This is a genomic window from Bradyrhizobium sp. SZCCHNS3002 (assembly GCF_032377435.1).
Lineage (GTDB): Bacteria > Pseudomonadota > Alphaproteobacteria > Rhizobiales > Xanthobacteraceae > Bradyrhizobium.
Genome location: NZ_JAUHHY010000019.1, coordinates 1 through 16,280, shown reverse-complemented (window position 1 = coordinate 16,280; position 16,280 = coordinate 1). Strand labels below are relative to the sequence as shown.

The window sequence follows — 16,280 nt, the reverse complement described above, 5'->3', positions numbered from 1 at the left end:
AGGACACCGACCATGTCGCTCATCCACGAAACCGATTACGGCACGCCGCTCTCCAAGTCCGAAAAGATGGTCACGCTCACCATCGACGGCCAGAGCATCACCGTTCCCGAGGGCACCTCGATCATGCGCGCGGCCATGGAGGCCGGCACGCAGATCCCGAAACTGTGCGCGACCGACATGGTCGACGCATTCGGCTCGTGCCGCCTCTGCCTCGTCGAGGTCGAGGGCCGCGCCGGCACGCCGGCCTCGTGCACCACGCCGGTGGCCGCGGGCCTCGTCGTGCACACCCAGACCGAGCGGCTGAAGAAGCTGCGCAAGGGCGTGATGGAGCTTTACATCTCCGACCATCCGCTCGACTGTCTGACCTGCGCCGCCAATGGCGATTGTGAGCTGCAGGACATGGCCGGCGCGGTCGGTCTGCGTGACGTGCGCTACGGCAACCAGGGTGAGAACCACGTGTTCGCCGACGCCTGCGGCGAGGCCAATCCGGCCTGGCTGCCGAAGGACGAGTCCAACCCCTATTTCACCTACGATCCCTCCAAGTGCATCGTCTGCTCGCGCTGCGTCCGCGCCTGCGAGGAGGTCCAGGGCACGTTCGCGCTGACCATCTCGGGCCGCGGCTTCGACAGCCGGGTGTCGCCCGGCATGAGCGAGAGCTTCCTCGGCTCGGAATGCGTCTCCTGCGGCGCCTGCGTGCAGGCCTGCCCGACCGCGACCCTGACCGAGAAGAGCGTGATCGAGATCGGCCAGCCCGAGCACTCGGCCGTCACCACCTGCGCCTATTGCGGCGTCGGCTGCACCTTCAAGGCCGAGATGCGCGGGGAGGAAGTGGTGCGCATGATGCCGTACAAGGACGGCAAGGCCAATCGCGGCCATTCCTGCGTCAAGGGCCGCTTCGCCTGGGGCTATGCGACCCACAAGGAGCGCATCCTCAAGCCGATGATCCGCGAGAGCATCGACCAGCCCTGGCGCGAGGTCTCCTATGACGAGGCGTTCAAATTCGCCGCCGACAAGATGCGTGGCATCCAGGCGAAGTATGGCCGCGACTCGATCGGCGGCATCACCTCGTCACGCTGCACCAACGAAGAGACCTATCTGGTGCAGAAGCTGATCCGCGCCGGCTTCGGCAACAACAACGTCGACACCTGCGCCCGCGTCTGCCATTCGCCGACCGGCTACGGCCTTGCCACCACCTTCGGCACCTCGGCCGGCACGCAGGACTTCGACTCGGTCGAGGACAGCGACGTCATCATGGTGATCGGCGCCAACCCGACCGACGCGCATCCGGTGTTCGGCTCGCGCATGAAGAAGCGGCTGCGCCAAAGCGCCAAGCTGATCGTTGTCGATCCGCGCAAGATCGATCTCGTGAAGTCGGCGCATGTCGCGGCGGACTACCATCTGCCGCTGCTGCCCGGCACCAACGTCGCGATCCTAACCGCGATGGCGCATGTCATCGTCACCGAGGGCCTCGTCAACGAGACCTTCGTGCGCGAGCGCTGCGACTGGAGCGAATTCCAGGATTGGGCCGAGTTCGTCGCGCTGGAGAAGAACAGCCCCGAAGCGGTCGCAAAGATCTCCGGTGTCGATGCGGAAGCGATCCGCGGCGCCGCCCGGCTCTACGCCACCGGCGGCAACGGCGCGATCTATTACGGCCTGGGCGTCACCGAGCACAGCCAGGGCTCGACCACGGTGATCGCGATCGCCAACCTCGCAATGGCGACCGGCAATATCGGCCGCCGCGGCGTCGGCGTGAACCCGCTGCGCGGCCAGAACAACGTGCAGGGCTCCTGCGACATGGGCTCGTTCCCGCACGAGCTGCCGGGCTACCGGCATATTGCGGGCGACGCGGTGCGCGAGCAGTTCGAGGCGATGTGGAACGTCAAGCTCAACCCCGAGCCGGGCCTGCGCATCCCCAACATGTTCGACTCGGCGATCGAAGGCACCTTCATGGGCCTCTATGTGCAGGGCGAGGACATCCTGCAGTCCGATCCGAACACCACGCATGTGGTGCAGGCGCTGTCGTCGATGGAATGCGTCATCGTGCAGGACCTGTTCCTGAACGAGACCGCCAACTACGCCCACGTGTTCCTGCCCGGCTCGACCTTCCTGGAGAAGGACGGCACCTTCACCAATGCCGAGCGCCGCATCCAGCGCGTGCGCAAGGTGATGACGCCGCGCAATGGCATGGCCGACTGGGAGGTCACGATCGGCCTCGCCAAGGCGATGGGCTTCGAGATGACGTACAACCACCCGTCCGAGATCATGGACGAGATCGCGGCGCTGACGCCGACCTTCACCGGCGTCTCCTACCAGAAGCTCGAGGAGATGGGCTCGGTGCAGTGGCCCTGCAACGAGAAGTATCCCGAGGGCTCGCCGATCATGCATGTCGACGGCTTCGTCCGCGGCAAGGGCAAGTTCGTGGTCACCGAATATGTCGCGACCGACGAGCGCACCGGCCCGCGCTTCCCGCTGCTACTCACCACGGGGCGCATCCTGTCGCAGTACAATGTCGGCGCCCAGACGCGGCGCACCGACAACGTGGTGTGGCATGGCGAGGACGTGCTGGAGATCCATCCGCACGATGCCGAGCAGCGCGGCATTCGCGACGGCGACTGGGTGCGGCTGACGAGCCGCGCCGGCGAGACCACCTTGCATGCGCTGATCTCGGAGCGCGTGGCGCCGGGCGTGGTCTACACCACGTTCCACCATCCGCTGACCCAGGCCAACGTCATCACCACCGATTACTCGGACTGGGCGACCAATTGTCCGGAGTACAAGGTCACGGCGGTGCAGGTGTCGCAGTCCAACGGTCCGTCGGACTGGCAAAAGGCTTATGACGAGCAGGCCCGCAACTCGCGCCGCATCGCCCCGGTCGTGGAGGCGGCGGAGTAGCATGACCGATGCAGTGCGCATCGCGGATCGTCTGGTCTGGCGCGACGGAGCCCTCACCGAGGGCCACCGCCGCGTGCCGGAGGAGACTGCGGTCGCGCTGACCTACAATGGCGGCACCCAGGCCGTCATGATGGCGACGCCGCAGGACCTCCGCGACTTCGCCATCGGCTTCAGCCTGAACGAAGGTCTGGTCACGAGCCGCGACGACATCATCTCGCTGGACGTCGTCGAGCTGGATGACGGCATCGAACTCAGGATGTGGCTGCCCGACGCTCTCGCCGAACGCCTGGCCGAGCGCCGCCGCAACATCGCCGGCCCCACCGGCTGCGGCCTGTGCGGCATCGATTCCATCAGCGAAGCGGTCCGGCCGGCAGCGCATGTCCCCGACGGCCGGCGTTTCACGCCGCGCGACGTCATGGCGGCCCTGGCGGCGATCGAGCCGCTGCAGAAGCTCAACCACGAGACCCGCGCGGTGCACGCCGCCGCCTTCTGGACGCCGGCGCGCGGCATCGTCGCGCTCCGCGAGGATGTCGGCCGCCACAACGCCCTCGACAAGCTCGCCGGCCACCTCGCGCAAGCGCGCTGTGCGGCGAGCGAGGGCCTCGTGATCCTGACGAGCCGCGTCTCGGTCGAGCTGGTGCAGAAGGCGGCTGCCATGGGCGCACCCATCATGGTCGCGGTGTCAGCGCCGACCGCGCTCGCCATTCGCATGGCGGACGCCGCGGGCATCACGCTCATTGCCGTGGCCCGCAACGACGGCTTCGAAATCTTCACCCATCCCGACCGGATCGTCGCGGGCGCCGAGACCGGCGCGCGACCAACACAGACGGACAACACCCATGTCGCATAACCCCTCCGAGCGCCTCGTCTACATGGCCAACCAGATCGGCAAGTTCTTCCAGAGCCAGGGCCGGGAGAAAGAGGTCGCCGGCGTCGCCGAGCACATCAAGAAGTTCTGGGACCCGCGCATGCTCAAGACGATCTATGCGCACCACGATGCCGGCGGCGCCGGCCTCGACCCGGCGGTGAAGGAAGCGATCGGCCGGCTGAAGCAGGCGGCGGTCGCCAAGGAAAAGGCATAGGCGGCCGTCCGACCGCGCTCCCGGTCAGGTCATCCCTCCACGAGTGCCGTGAACACGCGCCGCACCTCGGTCTGAGTCTCGCGCAACCGCGCCTCGAGCGCCGAGAAATCCGGCGCGTCGCCTGCGCGGGCCATCACCCGCAGCAGGTCCTCGCCGGCCTGATCCGGCCTGAACTTGTCGCTGACGCACAGCCGCACGATCTGCGTCAGATCGTGATACAGCCGCGCAGCCTGGCGCAGGATCACGGCTTCGGCACGCGGCAGCACGCCGAGCCGCTCGGCATTGTCGAGCACCGCGAGCGTGCTGACGTCGAGGATCTCCGGCGTCGTCGCCGCATGCACGAGCTGCAGATATTGCGCGACGAAGTCGATGTCGACCATGCCGCCGGCGGCATGCTTGAGGTCCCACAGATCCGCCTCGCCCTTCTCGGCCGCGATCGCGCGGCGCATGTCGGCGACATCGCGCGCGATCGCGCTCCTGTCGCGCACCCGCCGCAGCGCAGCCTGGATGATTTCCTCGATCCGAACCCGAAACGCCGGCGAAGCCGAGATCACCCGCGCCCGCGTCAGCGCCATGTGCTCCCAGGTCCACGCCTCCTGCTCCTGATAATGCGCAAAGGAGTCGATGTGCGAGGCCAGCGGGCCGGCGCGGCCCGACGGCCGCAGCCGCATGTCGATGTCGTAGAGCACGCCGTAATTGGTGCGCGAGGTGAAGGCTGAGATCAGCCGCTGAGTGAAGCGCGCGAAGTAGTGGGCGCCCTGCAGCGAGCGCTCGCCGTCGGAATCCGGGGCATCGCCGTCGAAATCATAGAGCAGGATCAGGTCGAGATCGGACGAGGCCGTCATCTCGCGGGCCCCGAGCCGTCCCATCGCGACGATCGCGGTCTCCTGGCCCTTGATGCGGCCGTGCTGGGCGGCGAAGCGCTCGGTCACGAGATCATGCACGGTGTGCACGATGCCCTCGGCGACGTCGGCGAACGCGGTGCCGGCCTGCTGCGCCGACACCGTGCCGGAGAGGATGCGCGTGCCGATCAGGAACAGGCTTTCCTGGCCGAACAGCCGGAGGCGATCGAGAAACTCCTCATAGGTCCCGGCATCCTGTAGCGTCGAGGCCAGCCGCTCCGACAATTCGCGCCGGTCCGGGATGGCGCCGAAGAAGCGCGGATCGATCAGGCCGTCCATCAGCCGCGGCTGCCGCGCCAGCATGTCGCCGAGCCGCGGCGCAGCGCCGAGCACGAGCGCGACGAGCGCAACGAGATCACGGTTCTGCCCGAGCAGCGTGATCAGGCGGCCGCCGAGCTGCAGCGCCTGCAGGAAGCGGTCGAAGGCCACGACGGCGCGATCCGGCTCGTCGGCATGGGCGAGACCATCGATCAGCGCGGGCAGGAAATCGGTGAACGCCGTGCGCGTCGCATCAGCACGGAACACGCGGTACTCGCCCGCCAGCCATTGCTGCAGGGTCTTGGCGACCATCACCGGATCGCGGAAGCCCAATCCGGCAAGATGCTCCATCAGGCGCGGCTCGTCGGGACCGGCGCCGTAGTTCACCGCGGGCAGGCTGACGGTGCCGGTCGGATCGCCCTCGAACAGCCTGGCGTAGTGCCCCTGCACGATGTCGAGATGGAACAGCAGATCGGCCGCGAACCGCTCGCGGCTCTCATAGCCGAAGAAGCATGCGAATCGGCTCACGCCCTCGACATCGTCGGGCAGGCTGTGGATCTGCTCGTCCGCCATCATCTGCAGCCGGTGCTCGACCCGGCGCAGGAACTCATAGGCCGTGGTGAGCTCGTCGCGCGCCTGCTCCGTGATCCAGTTGCTGGCCGTGAGCACGTCGAGCGCCTGGAGCGTCGGGCGCACGCGCAGCTCGGGATGACGGCCGCCGGCGATCAGCTGCTGCGTCTGGGCGAAGAACTCGATCTCGCGGATGCCGCCGCGCCCGACCTTGACGTTGTGGCCTTCGACCGCGATCTCGCTGTGGCCGCGATAGACCTGCATCTGCCGCTTCATGTCGTGGACGTCGGTCAGCGCCTGGAAGTCGAGATGCTTGCGCCAGACGAACGGCGACAGCTCCGCCAGCATCGCCTCGCCCGCGACGACGTCGCCGGCACAGACCCGCGCCTTGATCATCGCGGCGCGTTCCCAGGTGCGGCCCTCGCGCTCGTAGTAATGCAAGGCCGCCTCGGTCGACATCGCCACCTGCGTCGAGGCCGGATCCGGCCGCAGCCGCAGATCGACGCGGAACACGTAGCCGTCGGCGGTGCGGCTCTGCAGCAGCCGCGCCATCGCCTGCGTGACACGGACGAAGAACGGCTGCGGCTCGATGTCGCGCGCCAGCGAATTGACCTCGGGATCGAAGAACACGATCAGGTCGATGTCACTCGAATAGTTGAGCTCGCCCGCGCCCATCTTGCCCATCGCGAGCACGAACAGGCCGCTGCCCTGCTCCGGATCGTCGGCATCGACGGGCGCGAGCCGGCCGCGCACCGTCTCCAGGCGCAACAGGTACCGCAGCGCCATCTGCACCGAGGACACCGCGACGTCGGTCAGCCCCGCCGTCACCTGCATCACCGGCCAGACGCCGCCGATGTCGCACAGCGCGATCAAGAGCGCCGCCTCGGATTTCAGCCGGCGCAAAAGGCTCATCACCTCGGCTTCATTGGAAGCGGCAAACACCTCGCGCCCGGTGCGGGCGATCAGCTCGGCGAGATGCGCCTGCGGCTCGCAGCGCAAGAGACGGTCGAGGCGATGGCCGTCGGCGCGGACGAGATCGAACAGATAGGGCGAGCACTCGGCAATCCCGAGCAGGATGGTGCGGGCCCAGCCGCCGGCGAGCAGCGCGTGGAGCGAGGCGGCCAAGGACGGCTCGAGCTCGGCGAGCCACTCGTTGAGGCGGTGTTCGGCTTTGTCGGGCGCACGGACATGTGGGCCGGCAACGAAACGTTCGGCCAGCATCTGCCCGTCCGCGTTTCCCGGCGCGGATGAGGTCATGCGGCCTTCTGTGGCACATCCTGCGCCGGCGCCGCAAGCTTGGCGGGCTGGCCCGCGCCGGCCGGCAGCACCAGGGTCGCGACCAGGCCCGGCCTGGCATCGTCCAGCCGGAGCTCGCCGCCATGCAGGGTCGCCACCGCGGCGGCGAGGCTGAGGCCGAGGCCCGACCCCGGCAAGGTGCGGGACGCCTCCAGCCGCACGAAACGCTCGACCGCGTGCTTGCGCTCGGCCTCGGGAATGCCCTCGCCATGATCGGTGACGCTGAGCAGCACCTGTCCGCCCTCGCGCCGGGCCTCGATCAGGATCTCGCGGCTGGCAGCCGCAGCGGCGGGATCGAGCGGCAACGCGGCCGGCTTGCCGTATTTGATCGCGTTCTCGACGAGATTGGCGAGCGCCTGGCTGATCAGCTCGCGATTGCCATGCACCGGCGCGGCCGCGGCCTTGACCCGCAGGGTCATCTCATTGTCCTCGGCCAGCGGCTCGTACAATTCGTGGATGCCGCCGGCGACCTCGGCCGCATCGAACTCGACCATGTCGCCGCGCGCCTGCCCGGACTCCGCCCGCGCGATCATCAGCAGCGCGTTGAAGGTGCGGATCAGCCCGTCGGATTCCTCGATCGTCCGCTCCAGCGCGGCGCGATATTCGTCCTCGGAGCGCGACTTCGCCAGCGCCTCCTCGGCGCGGTTGCGCAACCGTGTCAGCGGCGTCTTGAGATCATGCGCGATGTTGTCGGAGACCTCCTTGAGGCCGGTCATCAGCGCCTCGATGCGCTCCAGCATCGCGTTGAGATTCTCCGCCAGGCGATCGAGCTCGTCGCCGCTGCGCCCGACCGGCAGCCGGCCGGAGAGATCGCCATCCATGATCCGCCGCGTCGTGCCGGTCATGGCGTCGATCCGGACCAGCACGCGCCGCGCGACAAAGATGCCGCCGCCGATGCCGAGCACCACCACCACCAGCACCGACCATTGCGCCGCCTTGGCGACGATGCCGAACAGGCGGCGGCGCTCCTCGAGATCGCGGCCGATCAAAAGCCGAAAACCGCTGGAGAGCTGGGTGACATAGACCAGCGCGCGGTGGCTGTGCTCGGTGCTGTCGTCGAGCCGCCGGTAGAACGTCTCCGACCAGCCGGACGAGCCCATCACGCCCGGCGCCAGCGAGCCGACATTGCCGGCGATCGCCTGCCCGCTCGGCGTGGTGATGAGATAGAGATTGGCGCCCGGCCGCAGCGCGCGGCTTTCGATCGCGCCGACGATGCCGCGCAGGCCCCAGCGGGCGAAGATGTCGGTCATCTCGCTGATCTCGGAGGTGACCGTGGTCGAGATCTGCTCGGTGATGAGGCGGCGGGTGTTCCAGGCGAAATAGCCGAGCAGCGAGGCTGCGAACAGCGCAAACAACAGCAGATAGACCAGCGTCAGCCGGAATGCCGTGGTGCGGATCAGCTTACCGAAGGCCGTCACGGATCATGTACCCCGCGCCGCGGATGGTGTGGAGCAGCGGGCGGTCGAACCCCTTGTCGATCTTGGAGCGCAGCCGCGAGATGTGGACGTCGATCACGTTGGTCTGCGGATCGAAGTGATAGTCCCAGACGTTCTCCAGCAGCATCGTGCGCGTCACCACCTGGCCGGCATGCTTCATCAGATATTCGAGCAGGCGGAACTCGCGCGGCTGCAGGGTCAGCTCGTCCTTGCCGCGGGCGACGCGATGCGACAGCCGGTCGAGCTCGAGGTCGCCGACCTTGTAGGTGGTCTCCTCGGCCGGGCCGCCATGGCGGCGCGACAGCACCTCGACGCGGGCCAGCAGCTCGGCAAAGGCGTAGGGTTTCGGCAGATAATCGTCGCCGCCGGCGCGCAGGCCCTTGATGCGGTCGTCGACCTGGCCGAGCGCCGACAGGATCAGCACCGGCGTCCGGTTGCCCTTGTCGCGCAGCGCGCCGATCAGCGACAGGCCGTCGCGCTTGGGCAGCATGCGGTCGACCACCAGCACGTCGTAATCCCCGCTCTCGGCCATGGCGAGCCCCTCCTCGCCGTCGCTGGCGAGGTCTGCGACATGTCCGACCTCGCGGAACGCCTTGACCAGATAGTCGGCGGACTCGCGGTCGTCTTCGATGATCAGGAGGCGCATTGCGGAAACGGGGGCGGCGGTCACGGTTGGATGTCCATCTACATGGACCGGCCGCCGTTTCCGTGCAAGGCGGCATGGGCCCGGGGTTGATCGGCAGCAAAGTGGGCGGTGAGGCTGGGGGACCTCACCGCCCGAGTTCCTTCCGACGGAGGGGGGCATTATCCAACGGAAGGTTTGCGGGAGCGGAACTTGAAGCCCGCCCCCAGGAAGAGCCGCCGGTGCGGGGGCACATGCCGGCGGTCTCCCATCTCGTGAGGGCCTTAGCCCTTGGCCAGCGGCACTGCGACGAAGCGCGACTGGCCGCCGCTCTTCACACGCATCAGCACGCTGTTCTTGTTGTCGGCCTTGGCGGCGTTGATCGCCTCGCGCACGTCACCGGCCGAGGTCACCGACTTGCCCGCGACCTCGAGGATGACGTCGCCTTCCTTGAAGCCGCGATCGGCAGCGGCGCTCTTCGGATCGACCTCGGTGACGACGACGCCCTCCTTGCCGGCGCCGGCGACGCTCGACGCGGGCGCCACCGTCATGCCGAGCTTCGGCACGTCGGCGCCGCGGGTCGGGCTCGCATTGTCGCCGCCGGTGTCGGCCTTGGCCTCGATGGTGTTCGGCAGCTTGCCGAGCGTCAGGTTGATGGTCTTGTCCTCGCCCTTGTGCAGGACGTTGAGCTTGACCGAGGCGCCCGGCGCGATGCCGCCGATGGTGCGGGCGAGCTCACGCGCGTCCTTCACCGGCTCGCCGTTGACAGCGGTGATGACGTCGCCGGACTGGATGCCCGCCTTCGCCGCCGGGCCGTTGGCCTGCGGCTCGGCGACCAGCGCGCCCTCGGCCTTCTTCATGCCGAGGCTGTCGGCGATGTCCTGCGTCACCGGCTGGATCTGCACGCCGATCCAGCCGCGGCTGACCGAGCCGTTGTCCTTGAGCTGGGCCACCACGCTCTTCACCGTCGAGGCGGGGATCGAGAACGCGATGCCGACGCTGCCGCCGGACGGCGAGTAGATCGCGGTGTTGACGCCGACGACATTGCCGTCGACATCGAACGCCGGACCGCCGGAATTGCCCTTGTTCACGGGCGCGTCGATCTGGATGAAATCATCATACGGGCCGTTGCCGATGTCGCGGCCGACCGCCGAGACGATGCCGGCCGTCACCGTGCCGCCGAGGCCGAACGGGTTGCCGACCGCCAGCACCCAGTCGCCGATGCGCGGCTTGCCGTCGGCGAGCTTGGCGAACGAGAAGTTCGAGCCGCCCTCGACCTTGATCAGCGCCAGATCCGTGCGCGGATCGGTCCCGATCACCTTGGCGCTGTAGGTCTTGCCGTCGTCGGTCGTCACCTCGACCTTGTTGGCGCTGTCGACCACGTGGTTGTTGGTCACGGCATAGCCGTCGGCGGAGATGAAGAAGCCGGAGCCCTGCCCGGTCACGGCGCGACCGCCACCACGGCCGCCGCGGCCCGGCATGCCGGGAATGCCGTTCTCACCGCCGAAGCGGCGGAAGAAGCGCTCCATCGGCGAGCCCGGCTGGAACGGCAGATCCTCGTCGCTGTCGTCCTTCGACACCTTCTCGGCGATGTTGACCTTGACCGAAATCACCGACGGCTTCACCCGCTCCACGATGTCGGCAAAGCCGATCGGGCGCGCGACCTTGCTGACCTCGTTCGCCACCTGCGCATGCGCCGAGGTCGAGAACAGGTCGAGCGGCGCCCCCTGCGGCGACAGGCCATAGGCGGCAACACCGAGGCCCGCGACCACGGAGGCCATCAGCGCGAACTTGCGCGCCGAGAACAGCCCGCGCCGGGACTGGCGATAGGATGGAAGCGAGGACAGGTCGGTCGGACGTTCGGTCATACGGTTTTCTCCGCAAGTGATTTTGGTCAAGGTCTAAACGTGTGTCCCGGGCTGTGCGCCCCGTTCGCCAGTGAAGATGGGACTTGCCGCCTTACGGCGTGCTGGCTGCGGCGTTAAACTTCTGTAATGGATGGACACACAGACTGCGGCGGAATGGCGCGGATGGTGGAGCGAGGCGGAAAAGCCTTGCGAGACCAGGCGCTTGCCCACGCCCCGGCCGCCCCGCGACGGCCATCATTTCGGCCGGTCCGACCAAAGTCGTACCCCCCGTAGGGCGGGTTAGCCGCAGGCGTAACCCGCCGCCTTTCCCACAGCCCCCCGATCCAGCCGCCGCACATCCGCCCGCACTGGAGCCAGTCCCCGGCGGATAACGCTTTCGCTCATCCGCCCTACCCGTCCGGTGCGCTCGCAATGACGCCCGGAGCAACTATCCTGATCCACACGAACAAACAGCATGTGGAGAAAGCGAACCGCGCGTCGAGCCTCCACATCCTCGCGACGCATCCCGCGCCCGAGCTATGCCCTTCAAACTCGCACCCTCACGTAGAGGGCACAGGGAAGGCCGGGCGCTGGCCGCGCCCGTGGCCCGCCTGCGGAAAAAAATGCAGGCGGCAGGTACCACAGGTCTGGCCGAACACACCCGGCCCTCCCTGTGCGATGGTGTTAACGCTTATACGTGATCTCCCCGGGGACCGGCTCATTGACCCCGTCGCCGGCGGATCATCCCCACCAGCTTGGCCTCAGCACCGGGAGGCCAGGACCACACGATTTCACGTCCGCAGTCCACCGTTCGTCGGCGAGGCAAACCCCGCTGCGGCAGCCCGCGTCCATCGCATTCCATCCCGACGTCCGTGACGATCGCGATACGCCCCCTCGGCGGAACGGAACGGGCGGAGCATAGAGGTGATTTGGGGGAAGCGACAAGCGATTTATGTTTTTCGGAAGTTCTTGACGAGTTTTCGGAAGGCGGGGTGATTTGGGCGACGGGCAGTTCATGGGCGTCGCACCCCCATTGGCTTATCACTTCGAAGCTATCAAATTGGGCCTTTGGATCTCCCCACTTGCCCAAGTTACAGGAAGTTCCCATCTCCAAGATGCTGGGGGTTCTCACCGAAAGGGAGACCGCAAATGTCTAACCTAACCCATGGGGGCGCGCAGGTGCGCCCATGATTCAGCCGACCAAAGACGAGCTCAGGCAGTGGCTGAGAGAAGCGCGAGAGCAGGCAAGGGTTGAAAAAAAGCTCCGCAACCGCGCAGAGTATGAACTTGGAATTGCAAAACGTAAGCTTGGTGGATTGGTGCTCGAGGGCAAAATCGCTGTGCCAGCCGAGTTGCTGGGTCAGATTGTTATCCGAATGAGCGAGGCCGAGGAGATTGACGCTACCAAGACCGGAAAGCTTCTTTCCCAAGACTGAGATCACCGGGAGGTCGCCTCAATTGGCGGCCTCTTCTTTTTTGAGATCTGCCGCCTTCTCCGGAAGAAGGGCTTTCATCGCCGAAAGTCTATCAATGACCTTTTGTACGCCAGCTTGATCGTAAAGCAATGCCGCGAGTTCTAGACGATCATCCTTTATCGCAATTGAGGATTCGCTTACGCCCTTCTCTCCAACCCAACTGATTGTAACGGTTGGCCGTCCAGAATTTGCTGCAACCGTAGCGATTGACGCTGTCGGGATATTGTGGAGCACCGACTGACTATAGAAAGTATTGCGAGCAGCCTCTTCGGCACTAGGCGCAGGAGCGAGCATCTCGAATACGTCGTTGATATTGTAACCCGACGATTCAGCCTCTACGAGTTGCTTTGTTTCGCGATAAGACCGAATAACTGCATCAGCGGCAGTCGGGATGAATTTTTGAGTTAGGAGATAGGAACGAAGTGCTTGATCGCTCGCCTTACCGCTTTGAAAGCGTGCATCAAGTTCCGCAAACAGTTCAGGGCTCGACGCGGCCTCCCGAAGCGCCGCGACGCGCTCATTGCTTCCCGGCGGGTGAGCGATGATCGCAACCGCCAGATCAGATACTCTGGTTTGATCACCACGCCCCTCAAGCAGCCCATACTTCAGCACCGCCGACAGTACCCCGAGGGATTTCCCATTTAGACTCTGGTATCCCATATGGGCAGCGGCAACGGCGCGTGGGATGGGGTTCTGATAGTCGTTGTTGTAGACCTCGGTGGCCTTCTCAATTGCCTCCTTTAAACCGATCGCAGGGTACTGGGGACTCCGCGCTTTCGCCATTTGCCGCTCCTGTGCCAACAAACATCATCTACATCAGCCAGAAGTTATCGTCAATGTTATCCCATAATCATTTTATCGCGTAAAACACGTTTATAACGTAATATTCCCTTGGACGACAGCGCGCTCCCCACTATTATGGGGCCAAATTGCGAGGGTCCGCATTCCCAACGGCCGCCTTCGCTGAAGCTGCAGATCCAAATGGGCCCCCGGTGAAGCATGAGCACTGGAACTGTACCCAAACCCAAGAAGCCTCCGCTGGGTGAATCCGAGTTGAGCCAGATCCTCGCCCATGCGCACGCGTGTCGCCAGGCATTCGGGCCCTATATCGGCGCTCTCATAGTAATTGTGACCATCATCAAGGCTAGGCCAGGATATGTCGGCGTCGCGAGCACCGTCAGCATCCTCGGCGGCATCATGTACCACGCGTTCTGGAAGTGAATCGTAACGCGCATGAGCGGTCCCATGTGGGACTAACACACGGAGAGCCTGTCATTAGCCAATAGACGTAGACGGACAGGGGACGAGTCCAGCCATGACGATGGGGGGCGAGTTCGTGCGAAGCCTCGACCCTCGACTCTTGGAAAGACAGCCCGGCGTGCAACCGGCGCTGCCTTTAGCACGTACTCCATAAGGTCCTTGGTTAGGCGGAGCCGTAGCCGCCGCACGACCGTCTTGGGCGGTGAGGGCGGATTACGCTACGCGAATCCGCCTACTTGTCGCTGGTGGACACCCCTCCTCACGCCGCCTGCAACGACCCCAGGAACCGGCTCACCTCCCGCTTCAGCCGCCCGCTCTCCGCCGACAGCGACCTTGCCGCCGCCAGCACCTGCGACGACGCCGAGCCCGTCTCCGACGCGCCGCGCTGCACGTCGTCGATGTTGCGCGACACGCGTTGGGTGCCGTTGGCGGCGTGCTGGACGTTGCGGGAAATCTCTTGCGTCGCGGCGCCCTGCTCTTCGACCGCCGCGGAGACGGCGGCGGAGATTTCGGACAGGCGGCCGATGGTGCTGCCGATCTCCTTGATCGAGCCGACCGACTCCTCGGTGGCGGCCTGGATGCCGGAGACCTGCTGGGCGATCTCGCCGGTGGCCTTGGCGGTCTGCTCGGCCAGCGCCTTGACCTCGGCGGCGACCACCGCGAAGCCGCGGCCGGCCTCGCCCGCGCGCGCCGCCTCGATGGTGGCGTTGAGCGCCAGCAGATTGGTCTGGCCGGCGATGCTCGAGATCAGCTCGAGCACGTCGCCGATGCGGGTGGCGGCCTTCGACAGGGTACCGACGCGCTCATTGGTGCGGTTGGCCTGCGCCACCGCTTCGCTGGCAATGCGCGCGGATTCCTGCACCTGGCGGGAGATCTCGCTGACCGAGGACGACAGCTCCTCGGCGGCGGAGGCCACCGTCTGCACGTTGGACGACGCCTCCTGCGAGGCAGCGGCGACGTCGGCCGACAGGTCCTGGCCGCGCGCGGCGGTGCTGGTGAGCGTCCCGGCGGAGGCTTCGAGCTCGCTCGAGGCGTGCGACACCGCATCGACGATCTCGCCGACCGCCTGCTCGAACTGTCGGGCGAGCTTCGCCATGTCGTCCCGGCGCTGCTGCTCCTGCCGCGCCTCGGCGTCCGCATGCTCGGCGCGCAGACGCTCGGTCTCGGCCATGTTGTCCTTGAACACCTGGATCGCCGTCGCCATGGCGCCGATCTCGTCACGGGAGCCGCGGCCGGGGATCTCGACGGCGACGTCGCCGCTCGCGAGCCGTCCCATCGCCCGCGTCATCGACGCCAGCGGGCCTGTGATGCTGCGCGCGATCAGGACCGCGACGAGGCAGCCGAACAGGATGGCGGCGGCGCCGACCAGCATCTGCAGCGAGATCGTGCTGGCGATGGCGCCCTCGGCCGACGTGCGCGAGGCGTGATAGTCGGCATTCACGGCGGTCTCGGCGGACTTGAGCGTGTCGATGCTCCTGGCGATCAGCGGCTCGATCGCGTTGGCGTAGATGTCCTCGGACTTCAGCGCCGCGGCGGCGGTGGCCTCGAACGCGGTCTTGTTGAGCTGCAGCGAGGCCTTCACCGGCGCGATCGCGGCCAGCACGCCCGCCGGCGGCGACGCGCCCTCCAGCGTGGCGAGCCGCTGCTCGACATTGTCGACGCCGGCGCGGAAGGCGGACGCCGACTTGGTGTCGCGCAGCGCCAGGAAGCGCCAGGTCGCGATGCGGACGAGCTGCAGGCGGGCGTCGATGTCGGCGACCGCGGTCATCACCTCCGGCTCCTTGGAGATGCGTGCCGCGATCGACAGCTTGGCGGCCTTGGCGGCGAGGTCCTCGCCGCCCGGCAGCAGCGCGGCGCGGCCGGACTTCACCTGCTTGACGGCGTCGCTGAGTGCATCGCGCTGGGTCTTCATCTGCGCGATCTCGCTGGTGAGATCGCCGTAGAGCTTGCGCTGCTCCGCCGACAGCCGACCGGCGGTGGCCGCCTGCAGCAGCGCCGTCGCCGCCGCCTCGCGCTCGGCCGCCTCCTTGAGCGCCGGCTCGTTGGCGTCGTGGATGTAGCGCAAATTGGCGCGCTGGATCGCCTGCAAATGGTTGGAGATCTGCAGGATGCGCGCGGTCGCGTCCGACAGCGCCGACATGCTCGCGACCTGGTCGCGCACGGCCCACAGATTCCACACCGCCACCGCCGCCATCACGGCGCCGGCGACGATGAGCGCCGCAAAGCCGGCGTAGAGACGCCCCCTGATCTTCAAGCTCATCATGTCCTCGTCCGCTCCCCCAAGAGCGGCAGGCGGGCGAACCGACGTCGCCACGCGCCTGCCCCGCAGCAGCGGCCGCCTGGCTGGCGACTCACAGCTGTGCTGTATGCACGATGGGCGGTATTTACTAATAGCGGGTTAGACGGAGCCGCGGGGACGGGGCATCGTTTGTCGCCGAGCTACGCAGTCCGGATGCGTGCCGTCCGGTGCACCCAGCTCGCGGCGGACGCAGGTGCGCTCAACTCACCCGGTCGTCATGCGCGGGCTTGACCCGCGCATCCATCCCTTGCGCAGACGGACCGGCGTGGATGGCCGGGTCAAGCCCACGGCTGTCCGGTTCAGCTTCCGCATATTGCGAGGCTCAACTGTTGTGGGTTTTT

At 66.7% G+C, this 16,280-nt stretch carries 11 protein-coding genes; 5 read left to right on the top strand and 6 right to left on the bottom strand.

From position 1 onward, the window contains the following. Window positions 1-12: 12 nt before the first annotated feature. From fdhF to QW845_RS29775, 3 genes are read left to right on the top strand one after another with little or no spacing between them, the layout of a single operon-like run. A complete protein-coding gene (gene fdhF / locus QW845_RS29785; RefSeq protein WP_315805078.1) occupies window positions 13-2,892 on the top strand; it encodes a formate dehydrogenase subunit alpha in 2,880 nt (959 codons plus the stop codon). Window position 2,893: 1 nt separating this feature from the next. Continuing rightward, window positions 2,894-3,742 (top strand): formate dehydrogenase accessory sulfurtransferase FdhD, encoded by an 849-nt coding sequence (gene fdhD / locus QW845_RS29780; protein ID WP_315805077.1) that lies wholly within the window; start codon window positions 2,894-2,896, stop codon window positions 3,740-3,742. Continuing rightward, entirely contained in the window at window positions 3,732-3,974 is a 243-nt protein-coding gene (locus QW845_RS29775; protein WP_315805076.1) for a formate dehydrogenase subunit delta, read from the top strand. The genes fdhD and QW845_RS29775 overlap by 11 nt, the downstream gene beginning before the upstream one ends. A 29-nt stretch (window positions 3,975-4,003) precedes the next feature. On the opposite strand, the gene QW845_RS29770 is transcribed toward QW845_RS29775, so the two are convergent. From QW845_RS29770 to QW845_RS29755, 4 genes are all read right to left on the bottom strand, one after another. Then, on the bottom strand, window positions 4,004-6,961 hold the full coding sequence (locus QW845_RS29770) for a bifunctional [glutamine synthetase] adenylyltransferase/[glutamine synthetase]-adenylyl-L-tyrosine phosphorylase (protein ID WP_315805075.1): 2,958 nt from the start codon (window positions 6,959-6,961) through the stop codon (window positions 4,004-4,006). Next, the gene (locus QW845_RS29765) at window positions 6,958-8,418 is read right to left on the bottom strand and encodes a sensor histidine kinase (RefSeq protein ID WP_315805074.1); all 1,461 of its coding nucleotides are present in this window, start codon (window positions 8,416-8,418) and stop codon (window positions 6,958-6,960) included. The genes QW845_RS29770 and QW845_RS29765 overlap by 4 nt, the downstream gene beginning before the upstream one ends. After that, the gene (locus QW845_RS29760) at window positions 8,402-9,082 is read right to left on the bottom strand and encodes a response regulator transcription factor (protein ID WP_315726077.1); all 681 of its coding nucleotides are present in this window, start codon (window positions 9,080-9,082) and stop codon (window positions 8,402-8,404) included. Before QW845_RS29760 ends, QW845_RS29765 begins: the two co-directional genes overlap by 17 nt. Before the next feature lie 260 nt (window positions 9,083-9,342). Further along, window positions 9,343-10,926, bottom strand: a complete 1,584-nt coding sequence (locus QW845_RS29755) for a Do family serine endopeptidase (protein ID WP_315805073.1) — start codon at window positions 10,924-10,926, stop codon at window positions 9,343-9,345. 1,166 nt (window positions 10,927-12,092) lie between these two features. On the opposite strand from QW845_RS29755, the gene QW845_RS29750 reads away from it, so the two are divergent. Continuing rightward, window positions 12,093-12,341, top strand: coding sequence for a hypothetical protein (locus QW845_RS29750; RefSeq protein WP_315805072.1), 249 nt, complete (start codon window positions 12,093-12,095; stop codon window positions 12,339-12,341). Between the two features lie 18 nt (window positions 12,342-12,359). Here QW845_RS29750 and QW845_RS29745 read toward each other — a convergent pair whose 3' ends face one another. Further along, window positions 12,360-13,163 (bottom strand): hypothetical protein, encoded by an 804-nt coding sequence (locus QW845_RS29745; protein ID WP_315805071.1) that lies wholly within the window; start codon window positions 13,161-13,163, stop codon window positions 12,360-12,362. A 270-nt stretch (window positions 13,164-13,433) separates the two neighbouring features. On the opposite strand from QW845_RS29745, the gene QW845_RS29740 reads away from it, so the two are divergent. Then, complete coding sequence (locus QW845_RS29740) at window positions 13,434-13,601, top strand: hypothetical protein (RefSeq protein ID WP_315805070.1); 168 nt, start codon at window positions 13,434-13,436, stop codon at window positions 13,599-13,601. A 298-nt stretch (window positions 13,602-13,899) separates the two neighbouring features. Here the strand turns inward: QW845_RS29740 and QW845_RS29735 are convergent, their stop codons facing one another. Then, on the bottom strand, window positions 13,900-15,903 hold the full coding sequence (locus QW845_RS29735) for a methyl-accepting chemotaxis protein (RefSeq protein ID WP_315805069.1): 2,004 nt from the start codon (window positions 15,901-15,903) through the stop codon (window positions 13,900-13,902). Window positions 15,904-16,280 lie beyond the last annotated feature (377 nt).

What these genes read in the sequence shown, in the direction of transcription:
- fdhF (WP_315805078.1), top strand. Translation starts at nt 13, where the DNA reads ATGTCGCTCATCCACGAAACCGATTACGGCACGCCGCTCTCCAAGTCC.
- fdhD (WP_315805077.1), top strand. Translation starts at nt 2,894, where the DNA reads ATGACCGATGCAGTGCGCATCGCGGATCGTCTGGTCTGGCGCGACGGA.
- QW845_RS29775 (WP_315805076.1), top strand. Translation starts at nt 3,732, where the DNA reads ATGTCGCATAACCCCTCCGAGCGCCTCGTCTACATGGCCAACCAGATC.
- QW845_RS29770 (WP_315805075.1), bottom strand. Translation starts at nt 6,961, where the DNA reads ATGACCTCATCCGCGCCGGGAAACGCGGACGGGCAGATGCTGGCCGAA.
- QW845_RS29760 (WP_315726077.1), bottom strand. Translation starts at nt 9,082, where the DNA reads ATGCGCCTCCTGATCATCGAAGACGACCGCGAGTCCGCCGACTATCTG.
- QW845_RS29755 (WP_315805073.1), bottom strand. Translation starts at nt 10,926, where the DNA reads ATGACCGAACGTCCGACCGACCTGTCCTCGCTTCCATCCTATCGCCAG.
- QW845_RS29750 (WP_315805072.1), top strand. Translation starts at nt 12,093, where the DNA reads ATGATTCAGCCGACCAAAGACGAGCTCAGGCAGTGGCTGAGAGAAGCG.
- QW845_RS29745 (WP_315805071.1), bottom strand. Translation starts at nt 13,163, where the DNA reads ATGGCGAAAGCGCGGAGTCCCCAGTACCCTGCGATCGGTTTAAAGGAG.
- QW845_RS29735 (WP_315805069.1), bottom strand. Translation starts at nt 15,903, where the DNA reads ATGATGAGCTTGAAGATCAGGGGGCGTCTCTACGCCGGCTTTGCGGCG.